The following is a 21,772-nucleotide window of genomic DNA, read 5'->3' as shown; positions in this document are numbered from 1 at the left end:
TGTTACTATGCTGTCCATCTCACGCTAAAGCTAAAAAGACCATCCGCCTCACGGCGGATAGTCAAACACACATAAAACAAAATTTTTAGTTTTCGGGTTTACCCCCGGATATTTTTCTCGGAAAAAAATGGAATACGTTACAATTGATTAGCCACTAGCCATCCGCTTAGCTTTCCACAAAAATCTACATAAGACATTTATCCGAAATTAACCAGATTTTAACAATGTATCATCAAATATGAACAAAAAGGGAACCGCCTCTTTCGAAGCGGCCCCTACCATAGATTATCTTAGTATGTTTTTCTTAGTTATTATTGTTATCAGTCAATGTTAATATCGTTTCTTCGCTATACAATGGAATCAGATAAGCGCCCCTTTCGATATCCAGCTTTTTATCCAAAGAATAGCTCGCTACTTTACTATCTTGGCTCAATCGCAAAAAGGCCTGTGGGGTAAAAGCATTTTTAGCAGCAAGCTTAATACGTATAGCTTTTGTATTTACATTGTACGCAACTTCACTGAATTGGCCCGCATCGAGGCTTAGCCAGAGCTTGGCCGATGCGATAAATATTTTCGATTTTGCAGCGGTAGTCGGCTTTAGCACAACCCAATCCTTTTCTTCTTTAATGTTACCACCAAAGCTTAACCATCCAAAATCTTCATGACGCACTAGATAGCTCGACGTATTGATTGCATAGCCAAAGAAACCACTACCGTAATCTCCTGATAAGGCATCATTTGCTAAGGTAGACGGGTAAGAGTGAAAAGCGGAAGGACCGAAGCCATCCTCCGTAATATTAGCTATCGCGCCCATTAGGCCTCCATAGCCCACACGCAATAAACGGAGATTTTCTGGCTGATCACGATAGGCTTTCAGTACAGGGATCGCATTCAATGCCGAACCATAGTGATGAATCTGCCGCTCAACGCGCGCTATTTTACCTCCATAAAGAAAATCCCAATAACGGCGCGCATTACCATTATAGGCCCAATGTGGCATAGTAGGCATATACGCCATAATCGCACTTAGTGTTACAGCCGCCTTATCTTGATAGCCAAAATAATCGGACCACATGTATACCTCCTCTTGTCCGGTAGAATCCCACGGCATCTCACTCCCAAACGGATAATTTAATGTACGCCAATGGTCAGCTCGTGCTTTCATAGCTATCTCCAGCTCTTGTGCCTCCACCAACATATGCTCTGCCTTTAAATCCTGTAGTATAAGCAGGAATATTGTTCCTTCCATCTGGCCAAATTGTGCGTAATAAGGGGCCTGTTTCACCATGGCCATGCTCGTGTTAAAAGCCTTATCTAAATACCATTGCCAACTTTCGCGATCTACCAGCCCCTGATGATACCGAGCCAGTCGGTACAGCACCCAGTGTGCAGCCGCTACATGCGGGTAATTATAGGATCGGCCAACATCATCTGCCCCTTTTTTATTCCAGGCCGACCAAACTTTATAATTAATATTCGGATCGTAAGTACCTGCTGGCATGGAGTCCGGCTCATAGTAAAACACACTTTTTTTAACGCCATACTTCTGAGGTCCTTCGCTGTGCTGAATATTTCCCCACAATGTTTCGTGCGCAAAGGCTTGTAACTTTTGCAGTTCTTCCTTGTTAGGCTGCACTAATTGCTTCATAATGGCTTCCAACCAACTTCCGGCACCACCTTCATCGCTTAACCCGGCAACCCAAGCGCGGCGATCTTGTGTTACTTGCTTTTGCTCTTCATAATCGTATGAAATAACTGATGGGTTCCGCCCAAAAGGGTCATTCGCTCGATCAAACCACTGTTTGGTGGTCAAAAAGTGGCCGATAGAATCCATCACCTGTGTTTCAGGTCGAATGACTTTATAATGGATCGTTTGCACATTGCCATCTGCATAATGAATTTTTATAGTTGCCCTGCCCCATTTGTTTCCTTTAATGCGATAAGATTGTAAGTTTCCTTTTTGTCCCTTTTCTCTGTTTAAGGATAGCGCTCCTTCTGGAAATACTTTAACCGATTGGATTTTCTCTTCATAATCGAGGAATAATTTTCCGTCTACATCTTGTGGTAATACATAACCGGGTATTCCTACGGCAAGAGGTCGGTGATTCGTTTTTAAGGCTTTCTCGATCTGTGTAATATCTGCTGCTAACACAAATTGCAATCCATAACTTAATTTTTGCTTCGGCTTTAAGATCACTGAAGTAGGTTCATTCCACTGGCTAACACCCTTCCATTCCTTTTCCGCATAAGCTTTACTATGCACCGTCCATTCGTGAAAACCTTCAAAAGTAATGCCCCTCGGGGTTGGATCATCTAGCAGTGGTCTGTAGGCTTCAAACGGTGTTTTGCCGTAGGGAAGCACCAACAGTGCTTCTCCCTTCCCGCTCAAACGCGCCACTTGTAGATACCCTGCATCCATGCCTATATAAGGATCAAAAAAAACGTTTTTTGCGTGTGCTTCATCCAAACTTCGCTCGTGCAAGATATTATTAAAGATCATGGGAATTCCGAGGGCTCCTATTTCGACACCTTGTTCCGTGTTGTTAGTAAGTTCAAAACGAAGAATCAGCTTTCCATCTACCTGTTCCCAATAACGCTTAATCTTTATCGGAACGTCATTCCCTAAAGTAGAACTTAAATCAGCCGCCGCTAATACTTTCCCCGCTTGCGGCAAAGCCTGTACCTTACTCCGATGTTTTGCGGACGAGTAATCTTTCCATTCCACTGATCCGACCTGCCTTAAACGCAAATTAATGTCACCTAACTGATAAAGTCCATCCGCCTTACGCAAATCCAGTCGATCACCTGGCGTGAAGTCAAATGCTAAGTCGTTCAATGGTTGCAAGGCCGCAACCGTCTGTGATTCCTTAATGAGCACGAGATTAAATGATTGGGTACGATAGCTCTCCTTCCCACCGGCGAGCCCTAAAGTTTCCGGCCGCTGAGCAAGAGCTTTCCATGGATCTTGCGCATAACAAATGAAAGTCAATAATATACAAAATGGTATAAATAGAAGACTCCGTGTAAGCCCTTTGTCAATGCCAGTCGTTGGTATATGCATCTCTCTGTTCATGTATATCTTAGCTTATGAAAAAATTGCTTCAATACACAAATGTAAACAAGACACTTATTCAATTGAAACCGAATATTGACCTAAAGTAAGCTTATTTTAACGTTTCTCGATAGTTCAACCAGGGATTTCGCCTTTAAAAAAGGAACATTTTTATTAATCAACTTTTTTGTCGCTTTGGCTTGATCCAAACCGACACAAAGATCAAGGCAGTGTAGGCTACCTTGCACCTGATGACAAAGCATCACTGGCGCGTATTGGAGCCGTTTCACTTCCTCAATCCGCTTGGATACTGCAATATGAACAGACGTGCAAATGCTTTACTGCTCGTTGCTTCGGTATCCTCCAAGGCCGTTTATCCGACACTCGGGGCCCTATGGCTGCCCGCAAAAGCTCTTCGTTCAGCTGAATATCGCCTAGGAAGTTTGCGGCTTGCAGGTTGAAGCACTACCATCGTAGCAAAGTTCCAAGCGATGAGTCTTTGGTTACTTTCTGCGGAAGAAAGTGACAAAAAAATGTTCCTTTAATATAAACACCTTCATCTATATACTAAAACGAAACCGACCAATGGGAGTTCACCGAAGGTAATCCCTGCCCTACTTTTAGACTGTTTGGACATCAATTACTGGACTATTCAGTTTCTAAAAATTGGACTACATAAACAAAACCACTAATATATACCTTCGTATAAAAAGTAACATCATGTTTTCAATACAAACTCCCTTAGAAAATGAACGCGCATTGTTAGTTCCTTTAGTAGAAGCCGATTTTGATGATTTATATACCATCGCTTCGGATAAAAAGGTATGGGAACAACATCCCAATAAAGATAGGTGGCAAGAAACTATTTTCCGTACATTTTTTGAAGGCGCTATGCAAAGTAAGGGAGCCTTTAAAATTATAGATAAGGAAACAGACCTCGTAGCAGGCAGTACTCGTTTTTATTCCTATAACGAAGAAGATAATAGCATTCAGATCGGTTACACTTTCCTCGCTACCCAATTTTGGGGTACAGGCTTAAATCCCGCGGTGAAAAAATTGATGCTCGCTTATGCTTTTCAATTTGTGAACCGGGTGTACTTTCAAGTTGGCGCAGGTAATCTTCGTTCACAGATAGCCGTCAGCAGGCTCGGCGCTACGAAAATCGCCGAGCAAGAAGTAGCTTATTTTGGAGAGCAACCGAAGCTAAACTTCGTATATGAATTGAAAAAGCAGTGAGACGCTTCGTCACTCATCATCGTTACTAAATTGTCTTACCACGCCGGTGGTTCTACCCCAAGCAAATGCTTTACAAAATAATCTCTTCTTTTATGTTCTCCAAAATCGCCACCGGAGGAATGTCCCATTCCCGGCACCATTAAAAAGTCAAAGTTCTTGTTAGCTTTAATTAAGGCGTTTACTACCTGAAGAGTAGAAGAGGGATCAACATTATCATCCAATTCGCCCACAATCAGCATTAACTTTCCCTGAAGGCGATAGGCATTTTCGACATTGGATGATTCGGCATAGTGCGGACCAATGGGATATCCCATCCATTGCTCATTCCACCACATTTTATCCATTCGGTTGTCGTGACAGCCACAGGAGGATACCGCGACCTTATAGAATTCAGGATGAAAAAGCAAGGCTCCTGCGGAACTTTGTCCACCTGCGGAGGTACCATAAACCCCCACTCGGCTTAAATCTAAGTATGGATATTTTTTAGCGGCTGCCCGCATCCAAGCAATACGATCCGGAAACCCCGCGTCCTTCAAATTCTTCCAACAAACGTCATGAAAGGCCTTTGACCGATTGGACGTTCCCATGCCATCTATTTGTACGACAATAAAGCCCAATTCCGCAAGCTCTTGCGCACCGTAGGGAACAAGGGTCTGAAAACTTTTTGGTACAAAGGAACTGTGGGGACCGGCATAAATATATTCTATTACCGGATACCGTTTATCAGGGTCAAAATTAGTTGGACGAACAATGATGCCCCATATATCTGTTTCGCCATCGCGCCCTTTTGATGTAAAAACCTCCGGCATTTTCCATCCAGTAGCTATTAATGGGCGGATATCAGCTCTTTCCAAATCCATCAGTACTTTTCCGGTAACCGCATCTCTTATACAAGTAACAGGAGCTAAATCAACCCGCGAATACTGGTCAACAAGCAGGTTATGATCCGGTGAAAAACTTGCATCATGATTAGCATTTTCATTCGTTAACGCCTTTAATTCTGTTCCATCAAAATTGATGCGATAATACTGAATAAGATAAGGATCTTGTCCTTTTTCCCGACCACTAGCGGCAAAAATGATTTGTCGCGTTTTTTCATCGACATGAACGACTTTCCGAACCACCCATTCACCTTTTGTAATTTGATTTTTGATCTTCCCGGATAAACCATCATAGAGGTACAGATGATTCCAACCATCGCGTTCAGAAGTCCAAATAATTTCCTTTCCATCCGCCACATCATAACGATATTTCTTTCCGCTATAATCAATAAAAGTTTTACTCTGTTCATTCACCAACACTCTTGCTACGCCGGTCTGAGCATCCATTTCAATTATTTGATAACGCTGATGGCCGCGTTGGTTGTATTCAACAGTAAACGAACGGCTATCTTTACGCCATGCAGGAAAAGATAAATCGTATTGGTTTTCAACCAAACTTGCGGGCATTGCCATTACTTTTTTTTCCTCGACGATGAACAACGTTGGCGTACGCTGTGGTAATGCATCGCCAGGTTTTAGGTAATCGCGCGTTTGTAACTTAGGTTGTAGCTGCTCGTCAGGAGACGACTCAATTAAATAAAGCGTATGATCTTCGTTCTTCCTGACCTTCATGGCTGCCAACTTTTTGCTGTCGGGCGACCAAGCCATCCAAGCATCGTAGTATTCCCCGGCAGAACCATCGAAGCTCAACTGAACTTCCTTATCGTTGCCTTTCCTTCTTTGAATATACACATTATAGTTTTTTATATAGGCTACCCATTGGCTGTCCGGTGAAAAGGTCTTACGATCCTGTGTACCTTTAAATCGCTTTCCCCAGTATCCTCTCCCGTTCTGTAAGCGTGCTGTAAATTCTTTATTTTCTTCCACTTTTCCCGAAGATAAATCTAAATCCCAGCCCTTTTCATAAGCGGCAAAAGTTAATCGCTTCCGCTCTATCGAATAACTAAACTGCGTCAAGGGCAAATTTTCCGCATCGACCTGTACGCCGCTTGAAGCTGATAGCTGTTGCGCTAGTTGCTGATGATCGAATGCAGGTCTCTTTTTCTGCTGACTGCAATCAGCTATCACAAACTGCTTACCTTTTTCTGTTGTTACACAATAGAAAGCTTGGTGTGTTGAATCTATCCATATTGGATTGGAAGTTAAGCCAGGTGTTTTACCTTTTATTAATTCTCGTAAATTATTGGCTCGATTGTAATCTTCTTTCGTACCCTGGGCTAACACATTCGATCCGCTAAGCGCGACTGTTAAAAATACGATCAAGCTTAGTATACTTCTGTTCATATGAATCCTTTCTTTATTCTAGAATGAGGCCTATTTTACAATTTGTTTCTTTGCTATCAGGTAGTAAACCGGAATTCCTGCTAAAGTGATGATCAAGCCGGGCCAAGTATATTGTGGTTTATAAATAATCAATAAAATACAAAAACTTAAGCCCATTAAAACATAGATAATCGGCAAAACCGGATAACCGAAAGCTTTATAAGGTCGTGGTTGTTCGGGCCGTTTCTTTCGTAAAATGAATATTCCGATTATGGTTAACATATAGAATAGTACCACAACAAAGGATATCATATCCAGGAGATCACCATAGCGACCGCTTAAACACCATAACGACGCAATGATAGCCTGCAGCCATAATGCTACCTCGGGAACCGCCTGCTTATTTAGGGTACCTACCTTCTTAAAAAACGCGCCTTCTTTGGCCATCGAATAATAGACACGGGCACCCGCCATAATCAGTCCGTTGTTACAACCGAAAGTAGACACCATGATCATCAACGCAATGATCATGGTTCCTGCATTCCCAAAGATTATATGAGAAGCGGTGACCGCAACGCGGTCCTTTTCGGAAGCGGCCATCTCCGGAAGGGTCAAAACTCCCGTATACATTAAATTGGTGAGCATATATAACAAGGTAACCAGTATGGTTCCCAGCGCTAAACTAAGGCCCACATTTCGTTGCGGATTTTTAACTTCGCCGGCAATGAAGGCCACACTATGCCAAGAATCACTACTGAAAATAGATCCGACCATGGCAGCAGCTATAGCACCGAAGGCAGCTATGCTTGTGTATGTTTCTATCGAGCCATCTATATTTAATCGCTGCAAGTTCCACGTTGAACCGCTTAACCAATTTGTTTGCCATACGTCTGACTTAAGGGCTAATAAGCCAAAAATAATTAAAAGCGCCAGTGACAGTATTTTAGCTAGCGTTATAATCGTTTGTACCCATTTAGCATTGCTTACACCGCGCGTATTAATATAAGTCAACAAGAAAATAATCACAATACTGAGAAGTTGAGCCGGCGAAATTTGGAGGATGCCAAAATTCGCGATCACCAAATCTTCACTGAATTGAGGTAGAAGATAAGCGGTAAACTTTGCGAATGCCACTCCTACGGCCGCAATGGTAGCCGTTTGGATAACTGTAAAAAAACTCCATCCATATAAAAAACTAATCAGTGGATTATAAGCTTCCTTCAAGTATATATATTGGCCCCCCGCCTTGGGAAACATAGCACTCAGTTCTCCATAGCTCAAAGCTGCGGTAAGGGTCATAAAACCTGTGATAAACCAAACAAACATCAACCAACCGGCGCTACCGGTCTGACGGGTAATATCGGCACTGACAATAAAGATACCGGAACCAATCATGCTGCCTGCAACAAGCATCGTGGCATCAATGAGCCGTAAAGAAGGTTTAAAGCCCGTTTGATGCATTTCTTTTTCTGTTGTCATGCAGGGGGCGACAGTCAGTTTATCTTTACTTGAAATCATAGAATTTCCATTTTGTTTTGAAATCTTTAGACAATTTTTGATTGGTAAGAATTGCCCGCATCATCTCAATAGGCATCTGATTTTCCTGCATAAACGCATCATGAAATGCCTTCATCGTCATCTTTCCACTGTCAACAAGTTCATGCTTTAAACCCATAATTTGGATTCCTCCAAGTAAATAGGCCGCCTGATAAAGAGGAGGATAACCACCTTGAAACGAACGCCTTACTTCTCCTTCTGCGTTTGCACGTTCAAAGCCAACACGATTAACCAGAAAATCAATGCATTCCTGAGGGGACCACTTCCCGAGATGATAATTCAAAGAGAAAATAATACGGGCACAACGGTGCATGCGCCAAAACAACATACCTATACGCTCCTCGGGAGTTTTAGCGAAGCCATTTTCATACAACAACAACTCCCAATATAAGGCCCACCCTTCTGTATAAAAAGGTGTTCTAAATTCTCTTCTATAAGGCTTATATCGACTATTCATAAAGTACTGCAAATGATGCCCCGGAATAAGTTCGTGCTGTACGGTACCTCGAGAGAAATAAGGATTATTGCCACGCATACTCATCATCTTATCTTCGTATGACATCCCAGACGTTGGATATGAGATACTAATTTCTCTTCCTCCTGTGAAAAAGGGATTCACTAACTGTCTTTGCGGTGTCATCATGATCATCCCCCAAGTTTCGTCAGCCAGCTCCGGCCAAGTAATCCAATCCCGTTCCGTTATAAATGACTTGGCATCATTGTACAATTTTATAATCAGCTCCGGTTGTTGCCCTACCGGAACGTAACTATTCTTAACCTGTTCTTGTGCTTTTTTCCAATCGCTTCCAAAACCCATTTCCGCCGAAGCTTTCAATAGTTCTTTATCACACCAAGCAAACTCTTGATTTGCAATTTCAATAAGCTCTTGTGGACTGTAAGGTATATATTCGCGGCGTAGTAATTTATTCAACGCTGCCTCACCAACCGGATTCCCCTTGATACCACTTTGATCGGGTTTCTGCGTGGTCCTTAGTTCACCCAATGCAGCCAATCCTTCTGCGTATTTTCCTAATAATGAATCAAGCTGTTCGTAAGTCTGCGGCACCCACCAAGTAAACATGGGATCATAATCATTATAAAACTTGAAAACATTCTGTAATCTTGCCTGTAAAGCAGATACGGCTCCACGTGCAAATTCAGCCTCTCTCTTGTCAATTTTAGTTTGTTTCGATAATTCCTCTAAGCGCGTTTCCAAGTATTTGGATAGCGCATGCAGTTCTCCGGCAATCTTTTCACCGTCCACTGAGCCACCCCTCAGCCTTACACGCTCTAAGTTATAAATGGAATCTGCGAAAGGAATAAAGGGTTTGATCGATTGATATTGAGCATCTTCCTCCTTTAGCTCCTCTTGATAACCCTCTATCTGATTTTTTAATAAGAGGTAATCTACCTGTCCATTAACTTGTAGCTTATCAAACTGAAATTTAGTCAGTTCATTTAAATACAGAATATTAATTTCATTCAGTCTTTTTCTTTGTTGGGGCGAGTTCAAAACCGGTTGATAGGAAAATCCGTTTGCAGCCCGCGGTGAATAAAAATCGAGGATCGTGTGCACATCTTGATTATATCGGATAATTATTGGAGCTATTTCGCTCGTCTGCTTATAGAAGTCGCTTGGTTGCGCATCCATTTTTTCCACCTGTACTAAGAATAAAAAAACAAACATCATTTTTGAGAGCACCGTAATGGCCTTCGAGTTCGTATTGATCATTTCCTTTTGCTATTTATAAATTAATTTAGTGTACCCTCCTCAAGCCACTTAAATCGCTGATCAAGTATCACAAGTTATCGCCCTAAGCAAAATGGAGGTTTATTATTGTCAATTGTTAGCAAGAGCAAATATAATTTGATATGCATGTAATAGGCGATCAAATATTAACCATTTATTACCTTATTTTAAAAGGAAATGTAATATAATAGTTAGCTTTCACATCCTTAGCCTTCATTCCACCAAGGATTTTACTTTTAAAAAGGAACGTTTTTTTGTCACTTTTTTCCGCAAAAAGTAACCAAAAACTCATCGCTTGGAACTTTGCTACAAACGGTAGTGCATCAACGTGCAAACCGCAAATTTCCTAGGCGATATTTTAATAGAACGGAGGGTTTTTGCGGGCAGCCAACAAGGCCTCGGGTGTGGGGTAAAACGGCCTTGAAGGATACCGATGCAACGAGCAGCAAAGCATTTGCACCTCTGTTTATGTTGCACTACCCAAGCGGATTGAGGAAGTGAAACGGCTCCAATACGCGCCAGTGATGCTTTGCCATCAGATGCAAGGTAGCCTACACAGCCTTGATTTTGCTCAACTTTTATCAAGAAAAGTTGAATAAAGAAAACGTTCTTATAATATAAACACCTTCAGCTATATATTAAAAGCGAAACCAACCAACGGGAGTTTGCCGAAGGTAATCTCTGTTCATTCCATGTAAAAAATTTGTAGCTGAAACTCTTTTTTTCGAAAAAGGGTTTCATATAAAAAATTAAAACTCTATTTTCAACGATGCGAGCATCCGGCTTGCATGAGAAGACAATTTTAACCTGCAAATCAAAGATGGAATATACATTTGATGCTATTGTCATTGGTTCCGGTATTAGCGGCGGCTGGGCAGCCAAAGAATTATGTGAAAGAGGGCTGAAAACATTGGTTATCGAGCGGAGCCGAATGGTAAAACATGTCCGGGATTACCCCACTGCGATGCTTGATCCTTGGGATTTTCAACATGGCAATACAAAAACATGCACCATGATTGAAGAGAACCCGACCATCAGTAAACACTATGCATTTGATGAATCAACGAAACACTTCTATATACAGGATGCGCTGCATCCTTATATCCAAGAGAAACCTTTTGATTGGATTCGAGGTTACCAAGTGGGCGGTAAATCACTCTTGTGGGCAAGGCAAACCCAACGCTGGAGCGATTATGAGTTCGAAGCCCCAAAACGCGACGGATTTGCTGTTGATTGGCCTATTCGTTATAACGACTTGGCTCCCTGGTATAGCCACGTAGAAAAATTTGTCGGTATTTCCGGTAATCGAGACGGGCTTCCCAACCTTCCTGACAGTGAAGTTCTACCCGCATTTGAAATGAATGCAGTTGAAAAATACATTAAAAGTAAAATCAATCGCCATTTTCCCGATAGACCGGTCATTATGGGAAGGTGCGCACACGTGACGGCTCCGCAAACAGTACACACGGAGCAAGGGAGAACAAAATGTATGGCTCGCTCACTATGCCAACGAGGTTGCCCTTTTGGTGCCTATTTCAGCTCAAACGCTGCCACCTTACCTTGGGCGGAGAAAACCGGGAACCTCACCATTAAAACAGATACCGTCGTACATTCCATCCTGTATGATGAGAAAGCAGGAAAGGCCGTTGGTGTAAAAGCGATTGAAAGTGACACGAAACGGGAACATCTATACAAAGCCCGTATTATATTTGTAAATGGCGCAACTTTAAATAGCAATTTAATTTTATTGAACTCAAAATCGAGTAAATTTCCGAATGGTCTTGGCAATCTGAATGGCTTAATGGGAACGCACATTGCCTTTCATAACTATCGTGGAAGGATAACGGCCTCTATAGACGGTTTTGAAGATCAATATTATTTTGGTCGCAGGCCCACCCAAGTATTTATGCCCTCTTTTAGAAATGTGTATAAACAGGAAACCGACTTTTTGCGCGGTTATATGGTGGCCTTCAGTGCAAGTAGAGAAGGGTGGTCCAAGCGGGCAGATGGTATCGGCTCCACTTTCAAAGAGGCGCTTACGGAGGCTGGAAAATGGGTAGTTTCCATGATGATGCAAGGAGAAACGGTACCTATCAAAGAAAACCATGTACGATTAAGCAACGATAAATCGGATCAATGGGGAGTGCCTTTATTAATAACATCTATCGCCTACACGGAAAACGATGATAAACAGCTTCGGGATTTCTTTCAAGAGGGAGTAAAAATGCTTGAAACCGCTGGCTGTCAAGACATTGTTACAGTTGATCAACATGCTATTGGTTATAGAAATCCAGGGCTTGAAGTTCACGACATGGGAGGTGTGCGCATGGGAAACGACCCGGATACATCCCTTTTAAATAAATGGAACCAACTGCATCATTGCAAAAATGTATTTGTTACAGATGGGGCCTGTATGACTTCAACCGGTAACCAGAATCCATCACTCACTTTTATGGCCTTGACAGCGAGAGCTGCTAATTACGCCGTGGATGAAATAAAAAGAGGCAACTTGTAAATTAAGTTGCCTCGCTTGCGATTCCATTTAATATCTAAAACTTCATAACGAAGCCTCCATTTCCTTTCATCGATATCGGAAGCTTGTTTGTCGCCGTAATAGTTTGATGTGTTATAAGCTCCGAACCATTCCCATCTGTAAATAACGCTCCTTGCTTTCCATCAATAAAAGACAAGTTAAGCGCCAATTGTTTCTCTTGCGTTTCTCCATTAATTCCAGCTATATACCAATTATCGCCTGATTTACGGGCAATAATTACATATTTACCGGGATACCCATCAATGAACTTCACATCATCCCAGCTGTTTGGCAACGCACGTAAAAAATGCTGGACATCTTCCGATACATGTTTCATTCCTTCCGGTGACTCTGCGTAATGTTGGATACCTGAAAGAAAAAGTACACTTGTTGCCAATTCAAACGCACTACTTGTTTTGCGTTGCACACTGCTTTGAATTTTATAAAGATTCATCGGTGTGAAATCCATCGGATCGAATGCATTGCGTGTAAAAGGAAGCATGGTAGCGTGCGTTGCTTCTTTATCAGCGTCGGCTTGACCAAAAGTGACCATTTCAAAACCACGAACAGCTTCTGTAGTCATTAAGTGAGGGTAGGTTCTTGCCCAACCTCTTGGCAAAGTAGCGCCATGAAAGTTTACTAATAATTGGTAGCTGGCTGCGTCTTCCAAGATTTCTTGATAATAACGAATAACTGATTGACCATCTCCTCCGAAGAAATCGACCTTGATTCCTTTAATGCCCATTTCCTTTAAACGCTTAAACTCCTGTTGCCTATCGGTATGGGTTAACAATTTATCTTTTGGCGTGTATTTTACCGTGTTCCAGTCTCCCGCAGAATTATACCATAAAATTAGCCCAACACCTTTCCGGCTGGCATACGCCGATAATTCAGCGATTTTTTCGTAGCCAATCTTTGTATCCCAGTTCACATCAATCAGGCAATATTGCCATTTCATATTTGCCGCAAAATCAATATACCGCTTTTGTTCATCATAGGTAATAAAATCGTCCTTGGAATTAATCCAGCTCCACGAGGCCTTACCGGGTTTAATAAAGGAGGAATCGGTATCCATCGCGGGCGAAGCAAGGTCGGTCCCTAAGGTAGATTCAATTATGGTTGCCAAATTACCAACGGTAACAATCCTCCATGGAGAATAGAACGCTTTATCTGAACGAGGCAAAATACCATCGTTTACTATTTCTTCCCTGGAATCAGGAAAAGCCACTTGATAAACTCCATTGGGCGATTGCGCGGCTAAATGGGTTGCACAATATTGGCTATCCAAAGCCGATTCTGTAATAAGTAACCAGTTATTGCCGCTTTTAAACAGCGAAGGATATATCCAGCCCGCACCTGTTTTTTCCGCCGTCCCTACCGGTATTTCCTGCTCATAATGTTCCTCATAAGAAGGATTCGTATGCTCCCAACCGGTTTTAGCAACGGCCATAGGTTGTAACCAAGCCTTCGACCCTGTTGGTAAGTGATAAGTTGTTAATTCTTTTTCAACCTTGGTGAGTGCTTTTATGTTAGGAAAATAATAACGGAAAGCTAAGCCATCATTTGCTAATTGAAATATGATGCGGCAATGTTGACCTTCTTCATTTTGTAACTCCAAAACCAGACCATTTGCTGCATAATGATTTTGCTTTCTCTTTGCATTGTACATTACATAGTTATCGCTAATTCCGTGATAGGCGGAATCAAATGTTACTTGTAATTTGTCGTCAAACTTAGTTTGGCTAAGCAGGACACCCAACCGTGACGAGTCTAACACCAGGGTATCATTTTTACGGAGCTGATACCATAGTCTTCCTTTCGCATCCAATTTATAAGTCAGGACGATTTTCCCGTCAGGGCTCTTCAACACCGACTGCGAGCTCGATTGGCAGGCCATAAAAGCCAGACAATATAGAAATGATGTACTATACTTGATCCACTGGCATATTTGCTTAAATCGTATCATCTTATTTAATTGAAAATTTATAGATTGTTTTGGTCTTGTAAGGCTCGCCCGGTCTTAACTCAGTGGAAGGAAAAGCTGGTTGGTTGGGTGAATCAGGAAAATGTTGTGTTTCCAGACAAAAGGCCGAGCGATATCCGTAATCTTTCCCGTCTTTGCCTATCTTTTGTCCTCCCTCCATAAAATTGCCGCTATAAAATTGTATGCCCGGCTCTTCAGTCAACACTTCCATCTCAATCCCTGTTTTTTTGCTATATACCAAAGCAGCTGTTTGTAAGCCTTCTTTTTTGTTCAACACAAAATTATGGTCATATCCCTTCCCTCTTTCTATCTGCTCATCATCCGCATTGATACGCGCACCGATTGGAGTCGCTTTTCTAAAATCGAAAGGCGTACCGGTAACGTCCATAAATTTACCGGTAGGAATCAGGGTTTCGTCTACAGGTGTAATCTGGTCTGCATATAGGGTTAAATCATGATCTAAAATGGTTGAATCTCCTTCACCATTTAAATTGAAGTAAGCATGGTTCGTTAAATTTAAAACAGTTGGTTTATCGGTCGTAGCGGTATAATCGATTTCCAAGCTATTGTTTTCTTTTAGGGAGTAAAGCACCGTCATATCAACGTTACCAGGATACCCCGCTTCCCCATCGGTCGAGTGATAAGTCAATTTAAGTGTTTTTTCATCTATCTGTTCGGCATCCCATACCCTATCATATACACCATTAGTCCCTCCGTGCAGTGAATTTTCTCCGTCATTTTTTTCCAGTTGATACGTTTTTCCATTGAGGGTAAATTGACCTTTTGCGATGCGATTTCCATACCGGCCTACAATAGCACCGTAAAAAGTTGCTTTATTTGCTTTGTAAGTTTCGGCCTTGTCATAGCCTAATACGACGTCTGTTTGTGTATTTTCTTTATTCGGGACTAACAAACTTACCAAACGCGCCCCGTAATTGGTAATGGCCGCTTTTGCCTTACCATTTATCAATGTATACAGTTTTACCTCTTTTCCATCAATTTCAGCATTAAAACCGGAAGTTGTATCAACTTTCACCGTATCCGCCGTTTCAGCAGATTGTTGGGTACGCTGGTTGCATGCTCCGTTTAACAGACCCGCGGCTATTGCAGCAATGTAAATTATTTTGCTCATGATTATACTATCTATTGGTTTGATAATTCATTATTAATCAACAAAGGCCAACCTTTGTTGTCCCATTTTAATTTCTCAATTCTTAATTTAGGTTTACCCTGATCCTGAGCGTCATAGCCATGAAAAACGAGATAATCGTCTTCTTCAAGCTTTATTACGGCATTATGCCCGACGCCATGCCATCGGCTATCGCCCGCCAAAAGGAGTTTACCACCGGCAGAAGCCAAGTCTTTCCCCTGATCGTCCAAATAAGGTCCTGTCACCTTTTTCGCTCTTCCCACAATCATTTTATAAGTGCTTGCCGCTCCTTTGCAACAATAATCGATGGAGGCAAAAAGATAATAATAGCCTCCCCGTTTAAAGATAAAAGGAGCTTCAACGGCATTGCCCCCTGCATCAACTGGATTGTTGTCTATGGCTGGGGGATTAGGTGCCCGGCGATTTATCTTTCTACTGGCAAGTGTTGGTATAGTAAGCAAATCGTCCTCCGTTCGCATACCGTCTCTACTTAGTCTCACCAATTTGATACCGTCCCAAAAGGAACCAAATGCAAGAAATGGATGCCCACTTTCGTCGAAGACTAGATTGGGATCTATGGCGTTCCAATTCGTCTTCCCAGGTATCGACTGGATCACTTTTCCACGGTCCGTCCACTTAAACCCCGAATCTTGCGGATTTAAAGTTGGATTAGTCGCTAGTCCAATACAGGAGGTGTTTTTTCCAAAAGCAGATATACTATAATAAAGATAGTACAAGCCGTTAAAATAATGGATATCAGGTGCCCAAATATGCCCTTTAAATGTTGGCACTTCCCGCTTTGCCCAGGTCGGTGATTCCGGAAAAACAGGTGCCTGTTTAGACCAGTTTTCCAAATCGGTTGAAGACCATACATCAATACCATCTCCGGTAGCAAAGAGATAATATTTATCGTCTGCCGAAATCAACACCGGATCGTGTACGATTACCTGTCCCGGCTGCTGTGCATAGCTAGAACAGGTAATCACGAGAAATACAACAATTAGATTCCGGCTTAGCATATCTATTTAATCTTGATTTTGAAGATATGAAAAGAATAGGGTGATAAGTCGGAGATTATCGTTTTCCCTTTAAGCGTCACCTTGTCAATTTTCGGGCTGACTTTATTGGGATGCTGAATGGAATTCTCTTCCGCTAATCCAGCGGTCAACACAATATGTTCTACTTCTTTTGCTAAATTTTCTTTTGTTTGTATATTAAAACTACCATTGATAGGATAATCGTTATGATTTACCACCTTAATGATCGCTTCGTTGGTTTTACTGTCTAGTACCGCGGACGCATATAGACCATCCTGACCACTAGGAATCACGTTATCCATACGAACGGAGATTACATGAGTTCCTTTGTTTATAGCGTATAGCTTCTGCACTTGATAGTTCGGTGTACCGTATGCTTGCAAATTATCCACCCAAATAAGGTCAGGTGTCCATTGCCATCCGTCAACATGAGCGAATAAGGGTGCATAAGAAGCCATACCGACAACGTCTGCATTTCGTTCTACCCCGGTTAGGAATGCTGCTTCGGCAATAGCCGCTTTCCAGTTATTTCGGTTACCGGTACCTGCGGTCCGATCAGTATGGGCAGCATATTCACCCGCAAAAATTTTTGGTCCTTGGCGATCATAAGCGTCATAGCGATTAGCATGGGTCAAAAACCAATCGGGACTGCGATAATAATGTTCATCAATAAAATCGACCTTTAGTCGTCTTAACTCCTTATTAAGAAATTCAAAACGTTCGCCTTCGGGATCGGTACCTGAACTAGCTACAATCTTAATATTCGGATATCGTTCGTTAAGGGCTTTTTTGAAGACTTCAAGTCGTTCTATATATTGCGGACCCCAGTTTTCATTCCCTACTCCTAACATTTTTAAATTGAAGGGCAGCGGATGTCCCATTTCGGCACGCAGTTTTCCCCATTTTGTGCCGGTATCCCCATTAGCAAATTCTATTAGATCCAATGCATCCTGTACATATTCATCCAGTTCATCTATTGGAACCAGCTCGGCCGTATTGAACTGGCAAGCCATACCGCAGTTCAAGATGGGCAATGGCTCGGCCCCGATATCCTCCGCCAACTGAAAATATTCAAAGAACCCTAATCCAAAGCTTTGATAATAATCAGGTGTTAAGCGATGCTTAAACTCGGTATTCCATCGATTGATGATGAGCTTACGATCCTCAATCGGCCCAACGGTCTTTTTCCATTGAAAACGATTAGCTAAGTCTCTGCCTTCAACGATACACCCACCGGGAAATCGTATAAAACCCGGTTTCATGTCCGCCAATAATTGAACCATATCTTTCCGTAAGCCCCCGGGTCTGTTTTTCCAAGTATCTTCCGGGAAAAGCGAAATCATATCTACATCTAGCGTACCCTTCCCTTCGAACCAGAGAACAAGTTTCGCTTTTGGTTCCGTTTTAGCGGCTCGGAAGCTTATCTGCTGCTTTTGCCAATCCGTCCCGGTTTTTTCCGGACGAAGCGTACTCTCCCCTATTACAGCACCCAAGGTATCCACCAGCTGTAAACGTAAAGTAATGCCAGGTACAGCTTGTTTATACAAGACACTAAAGTCATATCGAAGTCCCTGCTTAATCCCCATGCCGCGGAAACCTTCGTTTTGTAATCCAACTTTTTCTGATGATAAGCTTGTGTTAACCCGTAAAAAACGTGGATTATTGGGTTTGTCTTTTCGATTCAATACCAAGAAGGTTCCCTCTCCGATCTTCTCACCCAATTTCTTCCAGCCCATAAAAGGATCTGCGAATTCAAAGGACCTATTCTTTATAAGTTCAGCATAGATTCCGCCGTCCGCTCCTAAATTAATATCCTCAAAAAACACCCCCCACATATTGGGGGATATGTTTCCTGTAGGATGTGAAATATCGATAGTAAACGATTTCTTTTCTTGCGCACTTAAGCCGAGTGCGCAACTCAAAATAAATACTCCCAGTAACTTCCGTCGAATCATTATGTTATATATCTTTCGTTTGTACCTTTAATTTAACGCTAAGACGGCCACAGAGAATGGCGGTAGCGTGACCGAAATTTGGTTATTTTTCATTTTGGCTCCTTTAAATATTTCTGGTTTTATGTAGCCTGGATTCTCAAAAGAATTATAATCTCTAAGTTTTTTTGAAGTAAGTAATCGTCCGTTTAGATTTTTGTATTTTCTATCACTTAAGTCGATCGTAATTTCTTGCTGGTTTTTAGGGTCGATGTTTACCAACGATATATGTGTATTGCCGTCCTCTGCGATGGATGCCGAAGCGGAAACCGCTGGAATTGATTCGCCGTTAAATGAAAGCTCTTGGCTATTTACTTCAATAGGAACCAATCTAGCATCCTGATGCACTTTGTACATTTCCAAAACATGATAGGTCGGAGTCACCAGCATCTTATCACCTTCGGTTAATATAACCGCTTGTAGCACATTCACAGTTTGCGCCAGATTAGCCATTCGCACCCGTTCTGCATGATTGTTGAATATATTGAGCGTCATACCGGCTATCATCGCATCCCTCATGGTATTTTGTTGATATAAAAAGCCGGGATTAGTGCCGGGCTCTACCTCGTACCAGCCACCCCACTCATCAACAACAAGCGCGATTTCTTTTTTAGGATCATATTTATCCATGATAGCACTATGCTTCTCAACCAGCTCATTCATGAACCAGGCAGATTTCATCGTTTTGAAATACTGTTCATCGGTATACATGGTTGCTGAACCTTTCTTTTGCCAGTCAATTACCGCATAATGATGTAATGCTAAGCCCTTGACCAAAGATTTGGGAATCTTTTTCATAAGCGTTTCGGTCCATTCATAATTATCGCTGTTGGCTCCGGATGCAATACGAAACAGCCCGCCGCTATTGGTCCAATCTGACATAAAGGTGGCGTATTTACGGTATACATCCGCATAATACTCCGGCGTCATATTGCCCCCGCATCCCCACGCTTCGTTACCAACTCCCCAGAACTTAACCTTCCAGGGTTTGTCTCGCCCGTTTTCCCTCCGAAGATCGGACATGGGGCTTTTTCCATCAAAATTGACGTATTGTACCCAATCGGCCAGTTCTTGTACTTCCCCACTACCTACATTACCAGCTAGGTAGGGTTCGGTGCCAAGAAGTTCACACATATTTAAAAAATCATGCGTTCCAAAGCTGTTATTCTCAGTAACTCCTCCCCACCAAGTATTTACGATGCTTGGTCGCTTTCCTTTTGGCCCGATACCATCTTTCCAATGATAGGTATCTGCAAAACAACCACCCGGCCAACGAAGGTTTGGTATGTTTAATTTTTTTAATGCCTCTATCACATCATTGCGAACACCGTTGGTATGTGGAACGGTTTTATTGTCCTCGCCTACATAAATGCCATCGTAGATGCAACGGCCCAAATGTTCGGCAAAATGCCCATAGATATGTTTATTAATGGTAATGGTGTCTTTCCCCGGCAATAATTTCACCAGGTTTTGTGCCCATAATGTCGTACTGGAAATCAGCAAGGACAGTAAGGCAATAAGTGGTTTTTTATTCATGGTATCAATTTTGGTATCTAACAAATAATTGGCTATACGCTCGTCTAAGATAGGAAAATATTAATAAATGTAAAATAAACATTTAAAAACCATCCTATTCAGCTATTCCTTTTAATTTGCCGAATTAGGCAACAAGTTTCTATTAAGATCTAACTCTCGCTGTGGAATGGGAAGGTATTCCTTTCCTGCTCGCCAGGTGTCAAAATCGTTATCATTTTCTTTCAGTTTGGCAAGTTTATCCGGATCATATAACCAGCCCCATCGGATAATGTCATTAATCCGAATTCCCTCAATAGCTAGCTCTAGAAATCGTTCATGTGCGATTTGATCGCGCATTTGCTCTTGTGTCATATTCGGCTTTACACTCGCCAGATCAGGAAGTTTCGCGCGATCTCTTACTTGTTGTATATAAGGATAGGCTTGGTCTGTCTGGCCAAGTTCGTTCAGCGCTTCCGCATACATGAGTAATACGTCAGCATACCGAAGAATACGGTAATTAATGCCTGAGTTTTCCACGCCGTTATTTTCATTTGTATAGCCTGGAATACCATCATGGGTATATTTACGCGGATAGATATTGCTCTTCGGATTTTTCCAAACATCCCCATAGGCCAATTCGGACACACCTGGCTCAAAGGAAGCAATGGTAGATAGCAGTCTGGGATCGAGCTCACCATCTATTGTCCGCTCTTCCTTAAATTCATTATAAAGTCCTCTTGTAGGCAAAAAGTCAGAATAACCAAAACCGTCCATGGCATAGGTATGCCCAACAGAAGAGACTTGCTTCCAGTTGGCATTCGGCTCTCCTCCGTAATTGAAGACAGTTCCTCCAACCGTTTCCGGGTCGGCAAATTGGACTTCAAATAAAGACTCGGCATTATTTTCGTTAGTTGGCTTGAAGTTATCTCGATAATCAGTCATTAAACGATAGGTATTCAGCGTTGGCCCTTCTATTAGCAATCGGAATTGCTCAGCCGCTGCTGCCCAATTTTTCCGATAGAGAAACACTTTCCCGAGCATTCCCACTGCAGCGCCCTTCGTAACTCTCCCGGTTTGATTGGCATCAGGCCCGGATACCGTACTATAAGAAATCGGTAACAACTCTACTGCAGCACGAAGGTCGTCGATAATCTGTTGCCATAAAACCTCTTCAGAGGCTGTTGCCGGGTAATAATCCTGCCTATCGACAGGAGGTGTAAGAATAACGGGAACAGTCTTATAAGTATTTGCTAGGGTAAAATAGGCTAAACCCCTTAAAAAATGAGCTTGTCCAAATAGACGATCCTTCAATGCTTGATCCATCTCAATCTTGGGAACAAACGTAAGCACTTGATTTGCCCTGTATATCAATTGATACCATTGCGACCAAACCCACTCTACTGGTCCGGAGGTTGACATAACCGTAAACTTTCCCGTTTGCACCAAATCGCCCCAGGGGCTGTCTCCTACAAAATCATCTCCTCTTGCATCGGTAAGAGCAGGCATCATCCGCATATAGGTACCGTCTTGAATCAGACTATTGTAAATGGCGATAACACCCGCCGATGCTTGCTCTGCTGTTTGCCAATAAGTCTCTACTTGTTCTTGTTTTTGACTATTAAGATCTAGTTTTTTATCGCATCCAACCATCAACATGGAGAATAAAAACAGTGCGATTATATATCTTTTCATAATTATTTTGA

General features: G+C 42.2%; 13 protein-coding genes. 3 read left to right on the top strand and 10 right to left on the bottom strand.

The genetic code is table 11. The features are described from left to right. Nucleotides 1-304: 304 nt before the first annotated feature. Nucleotides 305-3,073: a DUF5695 domain-containing protein gene (locus E0E36_RS04180; RefSeq protein ID WP_130854828.1), complete on the bottom strand. Its 2,769-nt coding sequence runs from the start codon at nt 3,071-3,073 to the stop codon at nt 305-307. Between the two features lie 230 nt (nt 3,074-3,303). On the opposite strand from E0E36_RS04180, the gene E0E36_RS04175 reads away from it, so the two are divergent. Both E0E36_RS04175 and E0E36_RS04170 read left to right on the top strand, forming a co-directional pair. Continuing rightward, nucleotides 3,304-3,513, top strand: coding sequence for a hypothetical protein (locus E0E36_RS04175; RefSeq protein ID WP_130854827.1), 210 nt, complete (start codon nt 3,304-3,306; stop codon nt 3,511-3,513). A gap of 259 nt (nt 3,514-3,772) precedes the next feature. Next, complete coding sequence (locus tag E0E36_RS04170; protein ID WP_130854826.1) at nt 3,773-4,288, top strand: GNAT family N-acetyltransferase; 516 nt, start codon at nt 3,773-3,775, stop codon at nt 4,286-4,288. A 35-nt stretch (nt 4,289-4,323) separates the two neighbouring features. On the opposite strand, the gene E0E36_RS04165 is transcribed toward E0E36_RS04170, so the two are convergent. From E0E36_RS04165 to E0E36_RS04155, 3 genes are read right to left on the bottom strand one after another with little or no spacing between them, the layout of a single operon-like run. Then, nucleotides 4,324-6,573 carry a S9 family peptidase gene (locus E0E36_RS04165; protein ID WP_130854825.1) on the bottom strand — a complete coding sequence of 750 codons (2,250 nt, stop codon included), beginning with the start codon at nt 6,571-6,573 and terminating at the stop codon, nt 4,324-4,326. Nucleotides 6,574-6,603: 30 nt separating this feature from the next. Continuing rightward, entirely contained in the window at nt 6,604-8,070 is a 1,467-nt protein-coding gene (locus E0E36_RS04160; protein WP_013664318.1) for an APC family permease, read from the bottom strand. Further along, a complete protein-coding gene (locus E0E36_RS04155; protein WP_130854824.1) occupies nt 8,057-9,841 on the bottom strand; it encodes a DUF885 family protein in 1,785 nt (594 codons plus the stop codon). Before E0E36_RS04155 ends, E0E36_RS04160 begins: the two co-directional genes overlap by 14 nt. An 838-nt stretch (nt 9,842-10,679) precedes the next feature. Here E0E36_RS04155 and E0E36_RS04150 point away from each other — a divergent pair. Beyond that, entirely contained in the window at nt 10,680-12,374 is a 1,695-nt protein-coding gene (locus tag E0E36_RS04150) for a GMC oxidoreductase (protein ID WP_130854823.1), read from the top strand. 34 nt (nt 12,375-12,408) lie between these two features. Here the strand turns inward: E0E36_RS04150 and E0E36_RS04145 are convergent, their stop codons facing one another. From E0E36_RS04145 to E0E36_RS04120, 6 genes are all read right to left on the bottom strand, one after another. Then, nucleotides 12,409-14,358, bottom strand: a complete 1,950-nt coding sequence (locus tag E0E36_RS04145) for a glycoside hydrolase family 97 protein (protein ID WP_130854822.1) — start codon at nt 14,356-14,358, stop codon at nt 12,409-12,411. 1 nt (nt 14,359) lies between these two features. Then, nucleotides 14,360-15,508 (bottom strand): aldose epimerase family protein, encoded by a 1,149-nt coding sequence (locus E0E36_RS04140; RefSeq protein WP_130854821.1) that lies wholly within the window; start codon nt 15,506-15,508, stop codon nt 14,360-14,362. A gap of 11 nt (nt 15,509-15,519) precedes the next feature. Next, entirely contained in the window at nt 15,520-16,545 is a 1,026-nt protein-coding gene (locus tag E0E36_RS04135; RefSeq protein ID WP_130854820.1) for a family 43 glycosylhydrolase, read from the bottom strand. A 2-nt stretch (nt 16,546-16,547) separates the two neighbouring features. Then, nucleotides 16,548-18,518 (bottom strand): alpha-L-arabinofuranosidase C-terminal domain-containing protein, encoded by a 1,971-nt coding sequence (locus tag E0E36_RS04130; protein WP_130854819.1) that lies wholly within the window; start codon nt 18,516-18,518, stop codon nt 16,548-16,550. A 27-nt stretch (nt 18,519-18,545) separates the two neighbouring features. Beyond that, nucleotides 18,546-20,090, bottom strand: a complete 1,545-nt coding sequence (locus E0E36_RS04125) for an alpha-N-arabinofuranosidase (RefSeq protein WP_130854818.1) — start codon at nt 20,088-20,090, stop codon at nt 18,546-18,548. A gap of 111 nt (nt 20,091-20,201) precedes the next feature. Beyond that, the gene (locus tag E0E36_RS04120; RefSeq protein ID WP_130854817.1) at nt 20,202-21,761 is read right to left on the bottom strand and encodes a RagB/SusD family nutrient uptake outer membrane protein; all 1,560 of its coding nucleotides are present in this window, start codon (nt 21,759-21,761) and stop codon (nt 20,202-20,204) included. Nucleotides 21,762-21,772: the final 11 nt, after the last annotated feature.

The sequence above is a fragment of the Olivibacter jilunii genome (assembly GCF_900607235.1).
In the GTDB taxonomy this organism is placed as follows: domain Bacteria; phylum Bacteroidota; class Bacteroidia; order Sphingobacteriales; family Sphingobacteriaceae; genus Olivibacter; species Olivibacter oleidegradans.
Note: the sequence above shows the minus strand (reverse complement) of the source record. Positions and strands in the feature narration are given on the sequence as shown.

What these genes read in the sequence shown, in the direction of transcription:
- E0E36_RS04160 (WP_013664318.1), bottom strand. Translation starts at nt 8,070, where the DNA reads ATGATTTCAAGTAAAGATAAACTGACTGTCGCCCCCTGCATGACAACA.
- E0E36_RS04175 (WP_130854827.1), top strand. Translation starts at nt 3,304, where the DNA reads ATGACAAAGCATCACTGGCGCGTATTGGAGCCGTTTCACTTCCTCAAT.
- E0E36_RS04170 (WP_130854826.1), top strand. Translation starts at nt 3,773, where the DNA reads ATGTTTTCAATACAAACTCCCTTAGAAAATGAACGCGCATTGTTAGTT.
- E0E36_RS04135 (WP_130854820.1), bottom strand. Translation starts at nt 16,545, where the DNA reads ATGCTAAGCCGGAATCTAATTGTTGTATTTCTCGTGATTACCTGTTCT.
- E0E36_RS04150 (WP_130854823.1), top strand. Translation starts at nt 10,680, where the DNA reads ATGGAATATACATTTGATGCTATTGTCATTGGTTCCGGTATTAGCGGC.
- E0E36_RS04140 (WP_130854821.1), bottom strand. Translation starts at nt 15,508, where the DNA reads ATGAGCAAAATAATTTACATTGCTGCAATAGCCGCGGGTCTGTTAAAC.
- E0E36_RS04155 (WP_130854824.1), bottom strand. Translation starts at nt 9,841, where the DNA reads ATGATCAATACGAACTCGAAGGCCATTACGGTGCTCTCAAAAATGATG.
- E0E36_RS04125 (WP_130854818.1), bottom strand. Translation starts at nt 20,090, where the DNA reads ATGAATAAAAAACCACTTATTGCCTTACTGTCCTTGCTGATTTCCAGT.
- E0E36_RS04145 (WP_130854822.1), bottom strand. Translation starts at nt 14,358, where the DNA reads ATGATACGATTTAAGCAAATATGCCAGTGGATCAAGTATAGTACATCA.
- E0E36_RS04180 (WP_130854828.1), bottom strand. Translation starts at nt 3,073, where the DNA reads ATGAACAGAGAGATGCATATACCAACGACTGGCATTGACAAAGGGCTT.
- E0E36_RS04165 (WP_130854825.1), bottom strand. Translation starts at nt 6,573, where the DNA reads ATGAACAGAAGTATACTAAGCTTGATCGTATTTTTAACAGTCGCGCTT.
- E0E36_RS04120 (WP_130854817.1), bottom strand. Translation starts at nt 21,761, where the DNA reads ATGAAAAGATATATAATCGCACTGTTTTTATTCTCCATGTTGATGGTT.
- E0E36_RS04130 (WP_130854819.1), bottom strand. Translation starts at nt 18,518, where the DNA reads ATGATTCGACGGAAGTTACTGGGAGTATTTATTTTGAGTTGCGCACTC.